This is a genomic window from Bradyrhizobium sp. SZCCHNS3016 (assembly GCF_032484535.1).
Lineage (GTDB): Bacteria > Pseudomonadota > Alphaproteobacteria > Rhizobiales > Xanthobacteraceae > Bradyrhizobium.
Genome location: NZ_JAUETE010000009.1, coordinates 86,020 through 104,805, shown reverse-complemented (window position 1 = coordinate 104,805; position 18,786 = coordinate 86,020). Strand labels below are relative to the sequence as shown.

Below are 18,786 nucleotides of genomic sequence, written 5' to 3'. Positions count from 1 at the left end.
TCGGCTGGAGCCCAAATTCCGGACCGATGCACCGCTGGGCCCAAGACGGCTTGCTACACAGGATGGCCAGAGGGCGGCTGGTCAACGGTTAGCATCCACGATGATCTTAGCAAGCAACCACACTCCGAGACCAATGATCAGGATCGGAGCCAGTGGCCAAGGCAAGTTGAGAAGCGCCCAAAGCCCCCCTGCGAAGCACACGACCCCGCAAGCGACCCAGAAGCCTTCGATCCTGATGTCCATCTGCCAGCGGGCATACTCCGCCGCGAGGATGAGGATGCCAACACCCATGAGAAACCATTCCCAGGGCACCGGCACCAGCATGGCGATGCCGACCCAGATGAAGAACACGGCCCAGGCAACGGCGTCGATCTGCCCGGCGATTTCGGTGGACGATCCGCGATTGAACGCTGGCTGGCTGTTCATGCCTTTCTCCATTTCGTCGTTCGAAGGAACGAGCAACCGAAGACCTAGAGCTTGGGTTGCATGGACCGGATCATGGCCTGCGCTGGAACAAGGGCGGCAACTCTCCCCGACACGGGGGGCGCAAGCGACCGATAGGCGAAGCTACTCCGACCACAGGATGTCGAAGCGGTTGAAGTCAATTGATTTCGTTACGAACTTGGGGGTCTTGCCGGACAGGCCTGCCAACGCGCCCGACGTGAACTCGATGAGGGTCTTGCCGGACCCGGTTAAGCCAACTGCCTTTCCGTCCTTCATCTCGATCGTTGCGGTTCCTTCCTGCATTTGGGTTACGGCGAGACCCCCGGGGAGTCCTGTGGACGCCGCCGACGAGGACCGGCTCTCCAGTTGGACCATCCCACTCGCCTACGTTCATCGCAGAATACACCGCCCCTTTCAGCAGACCTTCGACGCCGACGCATGAGAACTGGCATTGTGCCAATCCATGTCCGGGGCGATCGCCTATCGGCTCGGGAGTGGAGACACCAAGGGCGTTGCATTCATAGCGCCCGATGACGTCGGAATGGGCGACTTCCACGGCTCAGATCAAACTAAACACAGAACACGTCACCATTGTAACTAATCGCTTGATCATGGAGTGTCCTCCTGCGAAGTTGCGCGACCTTGATCTCAATACGAGCCCGCCCATTGACCGAGATCAACAGGGCAATCATGTGCGTCGGATGCGCACTCTCTAAGCTGGAAGGCGATGGGCCGCCCGGCCGGACCGTGCCGCCCGGGTCAATCCATCAACAATGAGGCCTGGTCAGGTCAGGCAAGCAGACGTACTTGGACCTCGGTCGACAAGTCGGGAAAGGGCGCGTGCCGACATCGGCGGGGTGACCTTAATCTCTCATGCCATCAGAAACCTTGCACGACTTGAGACCGCAAAACCAGCCTTCGATCTCCTCGGACTTCATAGGATCTTTGTGAGCGCCCACTGAAGGGTGAGACGACACGGCATTCGGACACACACCGGCGACTCAAAGGCGCACCAATTCTCTGCGGGGGATTTAGATGAATGCCTGAAGCAGTTAAGCCAAGGTGGCTCGGATGCGCCCATATGTCCGTCACTCCACGTAACAGGCTGCGACCGGAACTCTACAGTTTTTCGTGCGAGCGACCGCTATTGCGGGCTGCTTGCAAGCCATGGCATGCGCGGCAGTCAGGACAAGATTCCCGCACCTTCTCGATGGCGCGGCGACATAGATCGACCGGCTTCTCTTGGCCGTCAGCCGCCGAGGCCAAGATCTTCTCGGCGAGGCATGCCATCAAGGAAGGTGTCCGCTTTGCTTCGGGTATCGTTCTTGCAGCGTCCGCCAGAACACCCCGCAATGCGGCGCGAGGATACGTTTGCGACCACTCGCTCTGCGTCAGCGCCATCAGTTCCCCCACAGACAGACTACTCACACTACTTACAAACGAAAATCGGCTGTTGAGCTTTGCTCGGCACCTCGCGCTCGAAAATTGGGCCGTCGAATGCGACATTCGACGGCCCAATTCGTTCGGTGTCACTGGTGAACGATCCAGGGGCGGTCACACCGAGGAGACGAAAGTATAATTAGGTCATTGAAAGCCGGACATCTTGGTTATCTCGACTTAGGTATCTCGATGCGCTTCGCGGAGGCGGGTAGTTTCCCCATTTCATTCTCGATCAGCCGGAGCAATATGCGGCGCTTATGCGGATCCGTCTCCTCTCGCAGGAGCGCTTTGTAGTGAACCAGGTTCTGGTTGACGATGAAGCTTTCGAAGTCAGTCATTCGAGCCTCGCCTTCCCACGCATCATTTATAAGGTATGCGGTGCGCGAGGCAGAACCATTTTCAGTGCCCAAATCCTGCAGACATTGCTCAATGAGCGCCGGGGGGCGTCCCCAACCGCCCTTGGCGGGCTCAATCTCGGTAGTCCGCACTGGGGCGCAAGCCGCTGCTTGGCGTTGGACTGCGGTAGATCGGCTCTGGCCTGAAGAACGGACATCGCGTTCGGGGCCGGGCGGCGCCTTGGGCCAGACGGAACCCGACAAGCGCTGCTCCATCGCCCTCCAGGGCCCCTCGCATTGACCGATGTCAATGCTGCCGGGGCCAGAGGATTAAGCTCCCGATCTGAAAGTGGTGCCGAGAGGAGGCCGCCATGTTGTTTGGTCCGTGTGGTTGCACGACCCGATCGCCGTCGTTGTCGAGACGCCACCTGCTTTGCGCCGGCGGCGCGGGCTTTGTGTCCGCGATGGTGGGCACGCTGGTCGGGAGCGGACAAAGCGCAAGGGCTCAGGCACTCGGCGGAGCCGTGCCGCAGGTCGATCGCTTGAAGGTTCGCATGGTCAGCGACATCATTGTCCGTCGCTTCGGGATCTCGCAAAAGCTCGGTGACCTCTCGATCGCGCGCATGCAGGGCAATGAAACACCGGATGCGCCGCCCCGCGCCACCCTGGTCGGGGAATGGGGCCTCTCGATGCACGCTGAATCCCAGCGTGACAATGAGGTCCGCAATATCCTCGTCGATTTCGGATACAATCCGGTCACGCTGCTGACCAACATGGAGATCCTGAAGATCCGGCCCGAAGAGTTCGACGCGCTCGTCCTCAGCCATGGCCATTACGATCACTTCGGCGGCATGGTGGGGTTTCTCTCCGCGACAAAGGGCAAGCTCAAGAAGGATCTGCCCTTCTTCGTCGGCGGTGAAGACTGTTTCTGCACGCGGACCGTCGGGAATGGTGGTCAGTTCGGGGCGCTCGATCGCCAGGCCATCAAGGAGTCGAACCTCATCCTGATGATGGCGGACGGGCCGGCCGTCGTTGCCGATCATGCGTTCACGACGGGCAAGATCGCGCAAAGCAGCTTTGAAAAGCCGCTCAGTCCCAGTCGCGAGAAGGTCGGCATCGCCAATGGCTTCGGCTGCTTCCCGGACAAGGTCTCGCCGGCGAAGAACGCCGGCGAGTTCGTCGTGGACGACTTCGAGCACGAGATCGGGACCAATTTCCTGCTGAAGGGAAAAGGTCTGGTGATTCTGACCTCGTGCAGCCATCGTGGCGTCATCAACACCATCAGGCAGGCCCAGCGCGCATCGGGAGTTGACAAGGTTCACGCGGTGATTGGTGGCTTCCACCTCGTGCCGCCGCTCGACGATGCCTACTTCAAGCAGGTCATCGCGGAGTTGAAGGACATCAACCCTGATTACCTCATGCCGGCCCATTGTACGGGCGAGCCGTTCTACGACATGGTCCGGCGCGAAATGCCGGGGAAAGTGTTCCAGTCGAACGTCGGAACGCTCTATACGTTTACGACCTAGGTGGTTGCCCCACCTTCGCGACGGGCTGACCATCGGGACCATGCGCCGCGTGCAGCGGCCGCCCAAGAAATAAGCTGAGGCGTCGGCGAGGGCGGCTGCTTGGCAATCGAGCAGCTTCAGTCCTTTTCTCAAGTCATTGAAACGGTTGTCTCTTCCAAATCCGCGGCAAGCGCGAGCCGATTGTACACAATGGCACAGCGCTTGCTTCGTTACTTGCGAGCCATTCTCGCGGGGAGGCAATGGTCGCCATGGCGGACTCAATTGCATCGGGTGGAGTGAGCATCGCCGCCGAGCCCGAACCGATCGCGCTCGACTGGGACGAGACGGCGCTGCTCATCATCGACATGCAGCGCGACTTCATGGAGCCGGGCGGTTTTGGCGAGACGCTGGGCAACGACGTCTCGCAGCTCGCGCGCGCCGTGACGCCGATCGCGAACGTCCTGGCGGCGGCGCGCAAGATGGGCATGCTCGTCATTCACACCCGCGAGGGCCACAAGCCGGATCTGTCCGATGCGCCGCCGGCCAAGGTCGAGCGCGGCGCGCCATCCCTTCGCATCGGTGATCCCGGCCCGATGGGGCGCATCCTGATCCGCGGCGAGCCGGGGCACGACATCATTCCTGCGCTGTATCCGATCGCCGGCGAGGTGGTAATCGACAAGCCGGGCAAGGGCGCGTTCTACGCCACCGAACTCGGCGATGTGCTGAAGCAGCATGGCATCGCCAACCTCCTGGTGTGCGGCGTCACCACCGAGGTCTGCGTCAACACCACCGTGCGCGAGGCCAATGACCGCGGCTATCGCTGCGTCGTCGTCTCCGACGGCTGTGCGTCCTACTTCCCGGAATTCCATGAGATGGGCCTGAGGATGATCAAGGCCCAGGGCGGCATCTTCGGCTGGGTCGCGGACTCGGCCGCGGTCCTGAAGGCCATGAGCTGAGAGATGAGCCGAGAGACCAGTCGAGACGAATGAGTTCGGTCATGTAGTCGCTGCAAGCAACAGGGGAGCAAGGCGATGAGCGGAAGCGGGACGGCAAGCGCGGTCAAGGCGGATTTCAAGCCGGTGCTGTGGACATCCGGCGACTGGAACGCGTTCTTCGGTTTCGGCACCAACATCCTCGTCAACATGCTCGTCCTCACCGGGCTGTTGCGCTTCGTGCTGAAGATGCCGGACAGCCTGGTGTTCGGCCGCATCCTGCCGGCGCTCGGCCTGATGATGTGCCTGTCGACGTTCTACTACGCCTTTCTCGCCTATCGCCTGGCCCAGAAGACCGGCCGCAGCGACGTCTGCGCGCTGCCGTCGGGGGTCAGCGTGCCGCACATGTTCATCGTCACCTTCGTGATCATGCTGCCGATCACCTTGAAGACCGGCGATCCGCTGAAGGGCTGGTCGGCCGGCCTGGTCTGGGTGTTCTTTCAGAGCTTCATCCTGATGATCGGCGGCTTCGTCGCGCCCTACATCCGCAGGATCACGCCGCGCGCCGCGCTGCTCGGCACGCTCGCCGGCGTCTCCGTCACCTTCATCTCGATGCGCCCGGCGCTCGAGATGTACATGACGCCGCAGATCGGCCTCGTGTGCTTCGCGATCATTCTGGTGAGCTGGTTTGGCGGCGTGAAATATCCCAAGGGGCTGCCGGCCGGGCTCGTCGCCATCGCGGTCGGCATGGTCATCGCCTGGGGCTCGAACCTGTTCGGCCTCGGTCTCGGCGGCCTCAGCGTCAAGGGCGTCGGCGACGCCTTTGCGAGCTTCGGCTTCTCGGTGCCGCTGCCGGCGTTCGGCACGGTGTTCTCCGGCTTCGAATATCTCGGCATCATCCTGGTCACCGCGATCCCGTTCGGCATCTACGACCTCGTCGAGGCCATGGACAATGTCGAGAGCGCGGAGGCCGCCGGCGACGAGTATCCGACCACGCGCGTGCTGACAGCCGACGGCGTCGTGAGCCTGATCGGCTGCATGATGGGCAACCCCTTCATCAACGCCGTCTATATCGGCCATCCCGGCTGGAAGGCGATGGGCGGCCGCATCGGCTATTCGGCGGCGACCGGCCTGATGGTGATCGTGCTGTCCTGGCTCGGCATCATCTCGGTGCTGCTGGCGCTGGTGCCGGTGGTCGCGATCTCGCCGATCCTGCTCTACATCGGCATGCTGATCGGTGCGCAGGCGTTCCAGACCACGCCGGTCAAGCATGCGCCGGCGATCGTGCTCGCCTTCACCCCGCATCTCGCCGCCTGGGCCAAGCTGCAGATCGACACCATGCTGGCCTCGACGGTGGCCGCGGCGCAGAGCGTCGGCGGCCTCGCAGCCGACAAGGTCGATGCGGTCAAGACCGCTGCGATCGCGGCGCTGCCGCAGCAGGGCGTGCTGTATCACGGGCTCGAAGTGATGGGTGGCGGCTCGATCCTCGCCGGCCTCGTGCTCGGCGCGATCGGCGTGTTCGTGATCGAGCGCGCCTTCACCAAGGCGGCGGCCTTCGCGCTAGCCGGTGCGGTCATGACCTATTTCGGCTTCATGCACGGCGAGGCGGTCGGCATCGGTGGCGGTTTCGGCGTGACGCCGGCGGTGGCGCTGGCCTATGTCGTGGTCGCGGGCGGGCTGTTCGCACTGGGGCGGCTCGGCATGTCCGAGAGCTACCTGGCGCATGCCGACATGCATGCGGCGCCGGCAGAATAGGTATCTTTTCAACGAGAACGACAACCGGCGGCATGGCCGCCGGTTATGATTTTCACGCGCCCGGCTGATCGAGATAATAGCGCAGCAGCGCCTGGCCCGGCTCGGACAGCCATTCGGCCGCCCCGGTGACATAGCCTTCAATCAATCCCGTCGTGCCGATCAGATAGGTGATCGGCATCGCCGGCGTCGCGAAGATCGAGGCATCGGCATTGGCCGGATTGGTCGCTTGCGCATGCGGATCGGCGTAGGAGGCGCGGGGCATCGCGATCGCCTCGGCATAGCGGCGGATGCTCTTGATGTCGCGCCGGTCGGTGCAGATGGTCCAGACGTCGAGCGTCGGAATCCGCATCCGCTCGAGCCCGGCCAAAGTCGGCAGGTCGACCTTGCACGCCGCGCACCAGCTCGCCCACAGATTGACCAGCGTGACATGGCCGGGCTTGGGCGCGAGCGTCACGTCCTTGCCGCCCATGTCCTGCAGCTTCAACGGCGGCGGCGCCTGGCGCGGCCGCTCGACGATGAACTGGGTGCGGCCGCTGCGGAACACCGGCGGGCTCGGGTCCTGTGCGCCGGCGCAGGCAGGCCTGCTTGTCAGCAGCAGCAGGCTGGCCGCGGCCAGCAGCAGATCGCGCCGTGCGGGCGCGCTCAAAGCCTCAGCCATGGACGTAGGCCCAGCCTTTGCGCTGCAGCTCGACGACGCGGCCGATGCCGAACGGCACCAGCTTGGCGCCGTCGATCAGCTCGATCGTGAGGTTCTCCTTGCTCTCCGCGATCGACTTCGACGAGGCGCACATGCTGAAGCCGATATGCGGATACATCTGCCGCAGCGCCGCCAGCGGCTCCTTGAGCGGTGATTTGTCGGCGCGAAACACATCGATGCCGGTGCCGTTGGCGACGACCTCGATCGCGGGGGTCTGTCCAAGACTGGCGAAATGCCGCGTCAGATTGCCGGAATAGCTGATGGCGTGACCCATCACATGGGGGTCGTTGCGGTCGATCAGCACGACAATGCCGGCGCGATGCTGGGCGACGGCCGGGACGGCGGGGGCTGGGGCGCCGAGGGCTGTCGCGCCAGCGAGAAAGCCGCGGCGCGACACGTCAGGGATCGGTTCGCTCATCATGGCTTCCTTCAAAGCACGCGGTGCGCCGGCGCTGGATGGCCAGCGCCGGCGATGCTCGGATCAGCCGCGCGGCGCGATCGGCGCCTTGCCGTTGCGGCCCCACAGTACGAACAGCGACAGCGCCAGCAGCAGGATGTTCAAGGGCGTGACTGCCGCTTCGCCGCGGGAGATGTGGAAGGCGAACGCGAACACCTGCAGCGTGGCACAGCCGATCGCGGCCAGCACGGTCAGGCGAGGCATGATGCGGGTCAGCGACGGCAGCAGGATGCCGAGCCCGCCAGCCAGATCGATCAGGCCGATGGTGCGGACGAAGGCCACCGAATATTCGCCGGTCCACGGCATCATCTGGGCGAGTTCCTCAATCGGCGTGAAGACCTTGGTGACGCCGGCGAAGCAGAACAGGGCGAAGAGCAGGGTCTGGGCGACCCACAGGCCGATGCGCAGCGCCAGCGGGGGCTGGAGTGGGCTGAGATCGGTGGTCGATGCGGTGCTGGACATGGTCGGAGCTCCAAATGGAAAGGTGCCCGACATTGATAATTTCTTCTGGTTTGATCATTATGCTTTTCGTTAAGTCATCATTTTCTATGGGTTGATGATAAGTGGATACGCTGGTCAGTATTCGAGTGTTCTGCCAGGTCGCGGAGCTCAAGAGCTTCGCGGCCGCCGCTGATCGCCTGGGGCTTTCGCCGGCGATGGCCTCCAAGCATGTCATGCAGCTGGAGCAGCGGCTCTCGACCCGGCTGCTCAACCGCACCAGCCGGCGGGTCGGCCTGACCGAGGCCGGCCAAGTCTATTTCGACCAAGTGCGGCCGATGCTGGAGTCTCTCGACGAGGTCGAGGCCGTCGTCAGCAAGGCAACCGTGATCCCGCGCGGCACCCTGAAGGTCAGTGCGCCGGTGTGGTTCGCCAATCCGCTGTTTGCCGGCACGCTCGCGGCGTACCGCACGCGCTATCCGGACGTGGTGATCGATCTCGATCTCAGCGGACGCCTGGTCAATCTCGTCGACGAGGGGTTTGATCTGGCGCTGCGCGTCTCGGCCACGCCCGGCGACGGGCTGATCGCGCGGCCGCTGTCGCCGGTGCTGATGCAACTCGTCGCCGCGCCGAGCTATCTCGCCGCCGCCGGGCGGCCGAAGGCGGTGGCCGATCTCAATGGCCATGCAATGCTGAAATACGCGTTGTACCCGCTGCGGGCCATGATCCTGCCGACCGTGGACGGCGAGGTGACGGTCAACTTCAACGAGGTGCTGATCAGCGGCAACGAGACGCTCCTGCATCACGCCGCTGTCGCCGGCATGGGCATGGCGGTGCTGCCCCGCTGGCTGATGGCCGACGACCTCGCCAGCGGCCGGCTCGAGACGGTGCTGCCGGAGATGCTGACGATCAAAGCGCCGCTGATGGCGGTCTATCCCAGCCGAAAATATCTCTCCGCCAAGGTCCGCACCTTCATCGACTTCATCGCCGCCGATCCCCTGATGAAGCAGGCCTCGGACGGACCTCTGGCCGCGATCGATCCGACGGCGGCGGGGGTAAGAAAGGGACGGAAGGCAGGGTCTTGAGCATATTGGGTCGCCGGAGGTCTCTATGCCGTCATGGCCGGCCATAACGCGTAACCCATGGCACGGCTCGTTCGAAGCGGCGTTCTGCAAGCTCGAACGACTTGCCTGATAGCTCGTGAGTCCTTGCCCGCTCACGGCCGCACCGCCGGCGCCTCCATCCTCATGCCATGTGCCCGGGACATCAGATACAGCTCCAGCGCGATCATGTCCGGCGCGTCGAAGTCGAAGGCTCGCGCGCGCACCCCGGTCATGCAGCCGCGCAGGCGGCGCTGCAGCGAGCCCATGCCTTGCCATTCCAGCCGGTAGATCGGATAGCCCGTCGGCTGTCCCTGCGTGATCGCGGAGCCGGCGAGATGCTTGCTCCAATTGTCATCGTGACAATTGGTGCAGGCGAGATTGAGCTGGCCCTGCCGCTGAAAAAACAGCTCGCGACCGCGCGCGATGAAGGGCTTGAGCCGCGGATCGTCGCCAGCGGTGATCGACATCCCGCGCGATTGCTTCGCGATCAGCGCCGTCAGCGCCAGCAGCTCGCGGCTCTCTGCTGCGAACGGCGCTGCCTCCTGATGCTGTTTGCGGCAGAGATTGACGCGCTGGCCGAGATCGACCGGCGCACCGCTGGCGGCATTGAAGGCGGGATAGCGCGCGGCGACGCCCTTCATGCTGACATCGACCGCGCCATGGCAATCGCCGCACGCCTTGTTGGCTGTGCCTGCCTTCGTCGTCCACAGCGCGTCACCGTCGAGCACCGACAGCATCGCCGGATTGGCGGTGTCGTCGTCCTGCATCGCCTTGGTGTCCGACGACATGAAGTCATAGCCGGAGCGGCGCTCGGACTCTGCGATCTCGCCGGCAAGGACGGGCAAGGTCAGGACGATTGCCGTGACGACAGTGAGAAACGCAGACCGCATCATTCGATCGTGATCGCGGCGGTGGTGGTGGCGACGAACCCGTTGTCGCCGATCCATTCGAACTCGAAGCGGCCGCTCTCGGTAGCCGTGGTGAAGAATGACAGGAAAGGATTGGCGGCGATGGCCGGATAGAGGTCGGCGCGAAAGATCTCAGTGCCGTTGAAGCGGCAGGTGAAGCTGGTGATGATGTCGCGCGGGATGGCTTCGCCTGCGGCCGTATGGCGATAGCCCGGCTCCATGACGTGGCTCATCAGCGTCTTGATCTCGATGACGGCGCCGCGCTTGGCCTTGGCGGGAACGTTGACGAGGGCGGCAGGCATCACGGCATCTCCTCGGTGCAGGCGGCCAAGGTCACGATGACGTCGACGCTCGCCGACCAGAACGAGCCGTCGGACAGTCTTGCGATCGCCACGACCTTCTGGGTGTCGGCGAGCCGGATGCGGGTCGTCACCTGGGCGCGGCCGGCGCTCGGCGTCAGGTGAAAGTTGGCGACGTTGGGCTGCGGATTCTTCTCGTTGAAGACGTGGATGCTCTTGACGGAGGTGTCGGGCGTCATCGGATGATCGACGCTGACGGTCATCGGCACGGTGTTGCCGTTCTCGACCAGCGGCGGGATGTCGAGCCGGACCTTGCCGACCGTCACATTGGCTTCGCCGACGAGATTGCGGATCGCGGACGCCAGCATCGCCGGCGTCGCCTGCGCCGGCCGGACCGTGATCAGCGGCAGCGCGCCGGCGGCGGTCAGCGTTCCCGCCAGTTGCAGCAGGTGGCGGCGCGAGATGTGGGACGATTCGAACATGCCAATCATATGGGCTCACTCGCGCAAGGTCGCGAGATAGGCGACGATGTCTTCGATCTGCTCCGCCGACAGGATCGGCTTGTCGCGCCAGGCGGAACCGACGCGCGTCAGCCCATCCACGCGGTAGTAGGACGGCATGATCGTTTCCGGATTGAGCCTGGAGGCATCGACCAGCCGCAGGCGGAGCTGCGCGGGCGTGGAACGGCTGCCGGCGCCGGCAAGGCTGGGCGCGAGATCGCCCTGGAAGCGTACCTCCGCAAACGGGCCGGAGTGACAGAGGAGGCAGGTCGAGCTGCGCGCGACCACCAGCGCGCGGCCGCGGGCGGCGTCGCCGGGCCGTCCGGTGAGGGAAGAGGCGATGCCGTCGCCGGTGATCGTAGTGGGCGCGAGTGTCTGCGCCGCGACAGCGGCGGGCAGGGCGGCGACGATCGCGGCGATGACAAAGCTAGCCGAAGGCATCATGGGTCAGCGCCTTGAACCAGGCCGTCGCCGAGTCGGCCTCACGCGCGCGCGTCTCGCGCGGTGCGTCGACCGGGCTGCTCCGGCCGCCCTCGACCTCGGCGAAGATGTCTCCCTTGGGCTGATAAACGCCTGCCAGCGAGAACGCGTAGTCCGGCGCGACGATGCTGTAACAGATGCCGGTCAGCGGCGGCGGCTCCGACGGCCGTCCCGTCAGATCGCGCACGATCACGGCCGCACACGCCTTGCCCTGCGCCTGCGCGGCGCCGGCCGATTTCGGGATGCCGCCGCCGAGACAGGCGTCGCCGATGACGTGGACATCCGGGACGAGCTTCGAGGCGAAGGTCGCGGCATCGATCGGACACCAGCCGGTGCGGTCGGCCGCGCCGGCGAGCGAGGCAATGCGGCCGGCCTTCTGCGGCGGGATGATGTTGGTCACATCGGGATTGTAGTTGCCGAACTCGGTGACGACGGTGCGCGTGGCAACGTCGACGCCGGTGACGCGGCCGCCCTGCGACAGCGGGATACGCTCGATCATTCCGGCATAGAGCTGCTGCCACGCCTGCTCGAACAGCTTCTGCTGCGAGAAGCTGTCCTTGGCATCGAGGATCAGCACCTTCGACTTCGGCTTGTGCGCCTTGAGATAATGCGCGATCAGGCTGGCGCGCTCGTAAGGCGCGGGCGGGCAGCGCGACGGATTGGCCGGCACCGCGATGGCGACGGTGCCGCCATCCGGCATCGCCTCGATCTGCTTCCGCAGCAGCAGCGTCTGCTCGCCGGCCTTGTAGGCGTGCGGCATCGCTTCTGATGCAGCTTCGTCGTAGCCCTGCAGGGCCGTGAAATCGAGATCGATGCCGGGCGCCAGCACGAGGCGGTCATAGGCCAACGTGGTGCCGTCGGCGAACGTGACCTTGTGGGCCGGCGCATCGATCGCCGTGGCCGTCTGCAGCACGACGCTCACGCCTTCGGCTGCGATCTTGTCATAGCCGAACTGCTGGGCACTGATATCGCGCAGGCCGGCGATGACCTCGTTGCTGAGCGGACACGCCGTGAAGGTCTTGTTGGCCTCGACCAGGGTGACGTCGAGCTTCGCATCCGCCTGGCGCAGCGCGCGGGCGCAACTGGCGCCGCCGAAGCCACCGCCGATCACGACCACGCGCGCCATCGCTTGTGCGCGCAGCACGGCAGGGGCGGCGATCATGGCAACGCTTGCCGCGATCAGGCCGCCGACCTCTCTCCGCGTGCGCTGCCGGGACATCGTCATCATCTTGCAATAGCACGGCGGCGCCATTGTTCCCAACGGCTGCCGCCACGCGGGTCATGCGAAGGTGATGTTCTGGGCGCGCAGCGGCACCGAGCGGATGCGCTTGCCGGTGGCAGCGAAATACGCATTCAGCACCGCGGGCGCGGCGACGCCGATGGTCGGCTCGCCGACGCCGCCCCAGAAGCCGCCGCTCGGGATCATGATCGCTTCCACCTTCGGCATCTCGCTGATCCGCATCGAGTTGTAGCTGTCGAAGTTGGTCTGCTCGATGCGCCCGTCCTTGACCGTGCAGCCGCCGTAGAACAGCGCCGACAGGCCGTAGACGAACGAGCCCGCGATCTGCCGCTCCACCTGCGCCGGATTGACCACGTAGCCGGGATCGGTCGAGGCGACGATGCGGTGGATCTTGATCTTGCTGCCGTCGATCACCGAGATCTCGGCGGCGCCCGCGACATAGCTGCCGTAGCCATGGAGCTGCGCCAGCCCGCGATGAACGCCGTCCGGCGCCGGCGTGTCCCAGCCGATCTTCTCGGCCACGGCGTTCAGCACCGCCAGATGCTTGGGATGATCGGCCATGAGCTTGCGGCGGAACTCCAGCGGATCCTGGCCGGCCGCATTGGCGAGCTCATCCATGAAGCATTCGAGATAGATCGCGTTCTGGTTCACGTTGACGCCGCGCCAGAAGCCCGGATTGATGTGCGGGTTGCGCATCGCGTGTTCGATCAGGAGGTTCGGCACGGAATAGCCGATCGTAGCCTCGCCCGATGGCGCGAGCCCCTGGAAGGTCGCGGGGTCCTTGCCGTTGACGAGCGCGTCGGGCCGCAGGCTGAACAGGATCGACTGGCCGGAGATGCGCATGTGCAGAGCGGTCAGATTGTTGTCGGCGTCGAAGCCGCCGGTCAGCTTGCACTGCGTAATCGGGTGATAGCGGCCGTGGGTCATGTCCTCCTCGCGCGACCACAGCAGCTTGACCGGCGTGCCCGGGATTTCCTTGGCGATCTTCACGGCTTGGCGGACATAGTCGGTCTGGCCGCGCCGGCCGAAGCCGCCGCCGAGAATCAGCTTGTGCACCTCGCACTTGTCCGCCGGAAGCCCTGAGGCTTCCAGCACCGCGGCGAACGCCGCCTCGCCGTTCTGCGTGCCGCACCACACCTCGCAGCGATCCGCCGTGTAGAGAGCGGTCGCGTTCATCGGCTCCATGGTGGCGTGGTTCTGGTAGGGATAGTCGTAGACCGCCTCGACCTTCTTTACGGCATTGGCGAGCGCGGCCTTGGCGTCGCCGTTCTCGTTGCCGACGAAGGCCGGCCCGGAATCCAATCCGTCCGCGAGCCATTTGGCGATCGAGGCCGAGGAGACCTTGGCGTTCTCGCCTTCGTCCCACACGATCGGCAGCGCATCGAGCGCCGTCTTCGCGTGCCACCAGGTGTCGGCGACCACGGCCACGGCGGTGCCGTCGATCGCCACCACCTTCTTGACGCCCTTCATGCCGGCGATCTTGGCCTCATCATAGCTCTTCAGCTTGCCGCCGGTGACCGGACAGTCCTTGATTGCGGCGTTGAGCATGTTCGGCAGCTTCATATCGGCGCCGTAGATCATCGCGCCGGTGACCTTGTCGGCGGTGTCGAGCCGTCTGACGCCCTTGCCGATCAGGGTCCAGTCCTTCGGATCCTTCAGCTTGACGTCGGTCGGCGGCGTCAGCTTCGCGGCGGCTTCCGCCACCTTGCCGTAGGTCGTCGTGCGGCCCGAGGCCTTGTGGGTGATGACGCTGTTGGCGGCGGTGCATTCGGCCACCGGAACCTTCCATTGATCGGCGGCCGCCTGGATCAGCATCATGCGCGCGGCGGCGCCGCCCTTGCGGACATAGTCCTGCGAAGAGCGGATGCCGCGGCTGCCGCCGGTGGAGAAATCGCCCCACACGCGCTTGCGGGCGACGTTCTGGCCGGGCGTCGGATATTCGGTCGTCACCTTGCTCCAGTCGCAGGCAAGTTCTTCCGCGACGAGCTGGGCGAGACCGGTGAGCGAGCCCTGGCCCATCTCCGAGCGGGCGATGCGGATCACCACGGTGTCGTCGGGCCGGACTACGACCCAGGCATTGACCTCGGGCGAGCCATCCGCGGCGCGCACGACTTGCGGGCCACCGAACGGGAGGTCGAGGCCGAGCGCGAGGCCACCGCCGAGCGCGGCGGTGGCGATGACGAAGGACCGGCGATTGAGGCGCGGCGTCACATGCTGGTTCATGCCGTCCTCCTCAGGCGTTGGCAGCGGCGTGGATCGCCTCGCGCACCTGCGCGAAGGTTCCACAGCGGCAGATGTTGGTGATGGCGTCGTTGATGTCCTGGTCGCTCGGCTTCGGATTGTCCTTGAGCAGCGCGGCGACGGCCATGATCATGCCGCTCTGGCAGTAGCCGCATTGGGGAACGTCGTTCTCCAGCCACGCCTGTTGCACCTTGTGCAGGCCGCCGTCGCTGGCCAGTCCCTCGATGGTCGTGATCTGCTTGCCGACGGCCTCGGAGACGGTGACGCCGCAGGAACGCACGGCGGTGCCGTCGAGATGCACGGTGCAGGCGCCGCATTGCGCGATGCCGCAGCCATATTTGGTGCCGGTCAGTCCGGCGTTCTCGCGGATCGCCCACAGCAGCGGCGTGTCGGGCTCGACGTCCAGAGCATAGGATTGTCCGTTGATCGTGAGGTTTGCCATCGCAGATCCCTTTCGTTCAACTCGCCAGTTGAACAGAAGGCTGCAATGTGGCGCGAACGTTTGCATCCTTCAAATCAAGAATATGCGTTTGCCGCGCGGGAAGATTTGTGATGAGCCGGGGTTGTAGTTGCTTCGGCTCATGGGCCGCGCGGCGGAGCTACGGCAAGCCGCAGGAAGCTCATCACGCTGCCCAGCGCGGCGAAACCTGCGCCGAGGGCCAAGGCAAGGGTGGCACCTTCGCGCCCCGCAAGGCTGAAGCACAGGGCGGCCAGCGCCGCGCCGGTGGTCTGGCCGGTCAACCGGGCCGTGGCGACGATGCCGCTGGCGCCGCCGCTGCGATGGGGCGGGGCGCTCGACATGATGGCCTTCATGTTCGGCGCCTGGAAGAAGCCGAACCCGATGCCGCAGATCAGCATGCGCCAGACGATGTTCGCGATGCTCGGGTTCTCCGGCAGCATGGCCAGCAGCGCCATGCCGGATCCGAGCATCACCAGGCCGATGCCGCCGAGCAGGCCGGCGGGAAAGCGGTCCGACAGCCGGCCGGCGATCGGCGCCATGATCGTCACGGCGAGCGGCCAGGGCGTCATGAAGAACCCGGTCTCGACCTGCGAGCGTTGGAGAATGTCCTCGAAGTAGAACGGCAGCGACACGAAGCCGAGGCCCTGGACCGAGAAGGAGCAGACGGCTGTCGCCGCCGACAGCGCGAACACCCCGCGGCGGAACAGGTCGATCGGCAGCATCGGCGCGGGGTGATCGGCCTGGCGGCGGGCCAGGATGACGCCGAGCACGAGCGCTGCGACCAGCTCGGCCACCACCATGGCCGGCGTCGCGCCATGCGCGGCGCTGCCGATGCCGGTGATGAACAGGCCGAGGCAGAGCGCAGCGAGCGCCGCGCCGAGAAAATCGAAGCCGTGGTCAGCGCGCGGCGTGCGCGGCAGCATCTTCATGCCGATCGCGATCGCAATCAGACCGAACGGCAGGTTGATCGCGAACAGCCAGGGCCACGAGCCGAGCGAGAGAATGGCGGAGGCGATGGTCGGGCCGAAGGTGAAGGAGATCCCGACCACGAGCGCATTGTGGCCGAGGCCGCGGCCGAGCATTTTTCCAGGATAGACGTAGCGCACCAGCGCGGTGTTGACGCTCATGATGCCGCTGGCGCCAAGGCCCTGCAGCGCGCGGGCAACCACCAGCGTCGGCAGCGACCACGCCAGCGCGCAGCCGACCGAGGCGAGCGTAAACAGCAGGAGGCCGCCGAGATAGATGCGCTGATGGCCGACGATCTCGCCGAGCGCGCCGAGCGGCAATAGCGTCGCCACTAGCGCGATCTGATAGATGTTGACGACCCAGACCACCTCCGCTGGCGAGACGTGGAGATCGGCGGAGATCGACGGCAGCGCGATGTTGGCGATGGCGACGTCGAGCGAGGCCATCGACAGTGCCGTGAAGATCGCGGCGATCGCCCAGGGCCGCTTGCCGGGCGGCAGGCCGTCGGCCGTGCCGTCGCCGGCGAGCTTCGAAGCGTGGTGGCGGTTGGACATGGAGACCTTTGGGGACCTTCGGCTCGCGGGGCGCGTCCGGATCAGCATGTACACTCGAACAGGCGAGCGCCCCAGCCGTCGCGGGCGCATGGCGGTATGCGCCCGGTCGCAAGGAACGGGTTGAAGCCGGCTACACGCCCGGCCTTGCCAACCGCTCAATCGTCTGGTTGTGCCGCGTCAGCAGCTCACACGCGTGCCCGATCTGCCGCGCGCGCAGGGCCTGCAGGATCAGCCGGTGATCCTGGTTGGTGCGCGGACGCCAGCCGGCATTGCGGGCCATCGCCAGCACGAGGCGCGAATTCGCGAGGCGTAGTCCGTCGAGGCTCGCCAGCAGCCGCGGCATCGCGCAGGGCGCGACCAGCGCGCGGTGGAAGGCGCGGTTCGCTGTCTCGAACTCCTGAATGGTCTCGGCATTGTCGGCTTCGATCAGCGCGAGCTCGATCGCGGCGAGATGCGTCGGCGTATAGCGCGGCGCGGCATTGCGCAGCGCGATCACCTCGAGCGCTGTGCGCATCTCGACGATCTCCCTGGTCGACTTCGCATCCAGCGGCGCCACCCGCACGCCGCGTCGCGGTGCCGCGACCACCAGATAGAGCGCCTCGAGCTGCCGGAATGCCTCGCGCACCGGCACGTGGCTGGAGTTGAACTCGCGCGCGACGTGGTCCTGCCGCAACGGCGCGTCGGGCGGCAGCGCACCGCTGACGATGCGATCGGTGATGGCTTCGGCGATCCGCTGAGCGGTGGTGAGATTCTCGTCGGGCATAGTCATAGATTATCTATCGAAAAAACCAATGCAGCGGAAGCTCTCGTCCGATACGGTGCTCAAATACAGAGAAATCATAGATAATATCTATGATAATCTATAAATTGGCGTGGAGCGAGCATGGTGGATCTAAGCGGTGCGGGCCCTGATCGAATGGCGGTTGGCAATGCCATCCGTCATGACTGGACCAGAGACGAGGCCGAGGCGCTCTACCGCCTGCCATTTCCGGACCTGATGTTCCTGGCGCAGTCGGCGCATCGCCAGCAGTTCGATCCCACCCGCGTCGAGACGGCGAGCCTGCTCAGCATCAAGACCGGCGGCTGCCCGGAGGATTGCGGCTACTGCTCGCAGAGCGCGCACTACGACACCGGGCTCAAGGCGACGAAGCTGCTGGATCGCGACGAGGTGGTCGCCACCGCGCGGCGTGCCAAGGCAGCGGGAGCCGAGCGCTTCTGCATGGCCGCGGCCTGGCGCAGTCCGAAGGACCGTGACCTCGATCAGGTCTGCGACATGGTCAGCGCAGTGAAGGGTCTCGGCATGGAGACCTGCGTCACGCTGGGCATGCTGACCCCGCCGCAGGCGGAGCGGCTCAAAGCGGCCGGGCTCGACTTCTACAATCACAATGTCGACACCTCGCCCGAATTCTACGACCGCATCATCACCACGCGCACGCTGCAGGACCGCATCGACACGCTCGCGCATGTGCGGCAGGCCGGCATCAAGGTGTGCTGCGGCGGCATCATCGGCATGGGCGAGGAGGTCGATGACCGGGTCGGCATGCTGGTGCTGCTGGCCAATCTCGCTGAGCATCCCGACAGCGTGCCGATCAATCTGTGGAACGAGGTGAAGGGCGTGCCGGTCAACGATACGGCCGCGCGCCCCGATCCGATTGCGCTCGTGCGATTGATCGCGGTCGCGCGGATCCTGATGCCGGCCAGCGTGGTGCGGCTGTCTGCCGGCCGCCAATATATGAGCGACGAGCTGCAGAGCCTGTGCCTGCTCGCCGGCGCCAACTCGATCTTCATCGGCGACGTGCTGCTGACCACGGCCAATCCGCAAGCCCAGCGCGACGCCGATCTGCTCGCGCGGCTCGGCATGACCTCGTCGCTGTCGGCGCGCCCGGCCGTGCCGGCCGCCGCGAGAGAGAGCGCGGACGCGCCGTCCCCAGCCTGATTCGAGCCTGATCGCGATCTCGGGGCGACCGCGCCCACGGAACTGCCTTGTCGTGCCGGTCCACGCCTGCGGCTGACCGAAACAGAGCGGAGCCAT

General features: G+C 65.3%; 20 protein-coding genes. 5 read left to right on the top strand and 15 right to left on the bottom strand.

The window, feature by feature from the left end:
• Positions 1 to 81: 81 nt before the first annotated feature.
• The 3 genes from QW881_RS18375 to QW881_RS18365 all read right to left on the bottom strand — a co-directional run bounded on the left by QW881_RS18375 (position 82) and on the right by QW881_RS18365 (position 2,222).
• On the bottom strand, positions 82 to 426 hold the full coding sequence (locus QW881_RS18375; RefSeq protein ID WP_315737124.1) for a hypothetical protein: 345 nt from the start codon (positions 424 to 426) through the stop codon (positions 82 to 84).
• A gap of 141 nt (positions 427 to 567) precedes the next feature.
• Entirely contained in the window at positions 568 to 819 is a 252-nt protein-coding gene (locus QW881_RS18370) for a hypothetical protein (RefSeq protein WP_315758460.1), read from the bottom strand.
• Positions 820 to 2,051: 1,232 nt separating this feature from the next.
• Complete coding sequence (locus QW881_RS18365) at positions 2,052 to 2,222, bottom strand: hypothetical protein (RefSeq protein ID WP_315758461.1); 171 nt, start codon at positions 2,220 to 2,222, stop codon at positions 2,052 to 2,054.
• A 368-nt stretch (positions 2,223 to 2,590) separates the two neighbouring features.
• Here QW881_RS18365 and QW881_RS18360 point away from each other — a divergent pair, with 368 nt between their 5' ends.
• The 3 genes from QW881_RS18360 (at position 2,591) to QW881_RS18350 (ending at position 6,411) form a co-directional block, all read left to right on the top strand.
• Positions 2,591 to 3,745 carry an MBL fold metallo-hydrolase gene (locus tag QW881_RS18360; protein ID WP_315758462.1) on the top strand — a complete coding sequence of 385 codons (1,155 nt, stop codon included), beginning with the start codon at positions 2,591 to 2,593 and terminating at the stop codon, positions 3,743 to 3,745.
• 248 nt (positions 3,746 to 3,993) lie between these two features.
• Complete coding sequence (locus tag QW881_RS18355) at positions 3,994 to 4,680, top strand: cysteine hydrolase (protein WP_315758463.1); 687 nt, start codon at positions 3,994 to 3,996, stop codon at positions 4,678 to 4,680.
• Positions 4,681 to 4,755: 75 nt separating this feature from the next.
• Positions 4,756 to 6,411 carry a regulator gene (locus tag QW881_RS18350; RefSeq protein WP_315758464.1) on the top strand — a complete coding sequence of 552 codons (1,656 nt, stop codon included), beginning with the start codon at positions 4,756 to 4,758 and terminating at the stop codon, positions 6,409 to 6,411.
• A 52-nt stretch (positions 6,412 to 6,463) separates the two neighbouring features.
• On the opposite strand, the gene QW881_RS18345 is transcribed toward QW881_RS18350, so the two are convergent.
• The 3 genes from QW881_RS18345 to QW881_RS18335 all read right to left on the bottom strand — a co-directional run bounded on the left by QW881_RS18345 (position 6,464) and on the right by QW881_RS18335 (position 8,027).
• On the bottom strand, positions 6,464 to 6,955 hold the full coding sequence (locus QW881_RS18345; RefSeq protein ID WP_315758542.1) for a TlpA disulfide reductase family protein: 492 nt from the start codon (positions 6,953 to 6,955) through the stop codon (positions 6,464 to 6,466).
• A 106-nt stretch (positions 6,956 to 7,061) separates the two neighbouring features.
• A complete protein-coding gene (locus QW881_RS18340; protein ID WP_315758465.1) occupies positions 7,062 to 7,526 on the bottom strand; it encodes a hypothetical protein in 465 nt (154 codons plus the stop codon).
• Positions 7,527 to 7,589: 63 nt separating this feature from the next.
• A complete protein-coding gene (locus QW881_RS18335; RefSeq protein WP_315758466.1) occupies positions 7,590 to 8,027 on the bottom strand; it encodes a DoxX family protein in 438 nt (145 codons plus the stop codon).
• Positions 8,028 to 8,128: 101 nt separating this feature from the next.
• On the opposite strand from QW881_RS18335, the gene QW881_RS18330 reads away from it, so the two are divergent.
• Positions 8,129 to 9,088, top strand: coding sequence for a LysR family transcriptional regulator (locus tag QW881_RS18330; protein WP_315758467.1), 960 nt, complete (start codon positions 8,129 to 8,131; stop codon positions 9,086 to 9,088).
• Between the two features lie 131 nt (positions 9,089 to 9,219).
• Here the strand turns inward: QW881_RS18330 and soxA are convergent, their stop codons facing one another.
• From soxA to QW881_RS18285, 9 genes are all read right to left on the bottom strand, one after another.
• The gene (soxA, locus tag QW881_RS18325) at positions 9,220 to 9,996 is read right to left on the bottom strand and encodes a sulfur oxidation c-type cytochrome SoxA (RefSeq protein WP_315758468.1); all 777 of its coding nucleotides are present in this window, start codon (positions 9,994 to 9,996) and stop codon (positions 9,220 to 9,222) included.
• On the bottom strand, positions 9,996 to 10,316 hold the full coding sequence (gene soxZ, locus QW881_RS18320; protein WP_315758469.1) for a thiosulfate oxidation carrier complex protein SoxZ: 321 nt from the start codon (positions 10,314 to 10,316) through the stop codon (positions 9,996 to 9,998). Before soxZ ends, soxA begins: the two co-directional genes overlap by 1 nt.
• Positions 10,316 to 10,804 (bottom strand): SoxY-related AACIE arm protein, encoded by a 489-nt coding sequence (locus QW881_RS18315; protein ID WP_315758471.1) that lies wholly within the window; start codon positions 10,802 to 10,804, stop codon positions 10,316 to 10,318. Before QW881_RS18315 ends, soxZ begins: the two co-directional genes overlap by 1 nt.
• A gap of 6 nt (positions 10,805 to 10,810) precedes the next feature.
• Entirely contained in the window at positions 10,811 to 11,257 is a 447-nt protein-coding gene (gene soxX / locus QW881_RS18310) for a sulfur oxidation c-type cytochrome SoxX (protein WP_315758472.1), read from the bottom strand.
• Positions 11,241 to 12,518, bottom strand: a complete 1,278-nt coding sequence (locus QW881_RS18305) for an NAD(P)/FAD-dependent oxidoreductase (protein ID WP_315758543.1) — start codon at positions 12,516 to 12,518, stop codon at positions 11,241 to 11,243. The genes soxX and QW881_RS18305 overlap by 17 nt, the downstream gene beginning before the upstream one ends.
• A gap of 54 nt (positions 12,519 to 12,572) precedes the next feature.
• Positions 12,573 to 14,756, bottom strand: a complete 2,184-nt coding sequence (locus QW881_RS18300) for a xanthine dehydrogenase family protein molybdopterin-binding subunit (protein WP_315758473.1) — start codon at positions 14,754 to 14,756, stop codon at positions 12,573 to 12,575.
• Between the two features lie 10 nt (positions 14,757 to 14,766).
• Positions 14,767 to 15,216, bottom strand: coding sequence for a (2Fe-2S)-binding protein (locus QW881_RS18295; protein WP_315758474.1), 450 nt, complete (start codon positions 15,214 to 15,216; stop codon positions 14,767 to 14,769).
• Between the two features lie 137 nt (positions 15,217 to 15,353).
• Positions 15,354 to 16,754: an MFS transporter gene (locus tag QW881_RS18290; protein WP_315758475.1), complete on the bottom strand. Its 1,401-nt coding sequence runs from the start codon at positions 16,752 to 16,754 to the stop codon at positions 15,354 to 15,356.
• 130 nt (positions 16,755 to 16,884) lie between these two features.
• Entirely contained in the window at positions 16,885 to 17,517 is a 633-nt protein-coding gene (locus tag QW881_RS18285) for a GntR family transcriptional regulator (protein WP_315758544.1), read from the bottom strand.
• A gap of 120 nt (positions 17,518 to 17,637) precedes the next feature.
• Between QW881_RS18285 and bioB the strand changes: the two genes are divergently transcribed.
• Complete coding sequence (bioB, locus tag QW881_RS18280) at positions 17,638 to 18,690, top strand: biotin synthase BioB (protein ID WP_409999033.1); 1,053 nt, start codon at positions 17,638 to 17,640, stop codon at positions 18,688 to 18,690.
• Positions 18,691 to 18,786 lie beyond the last annotated feature (96 nt).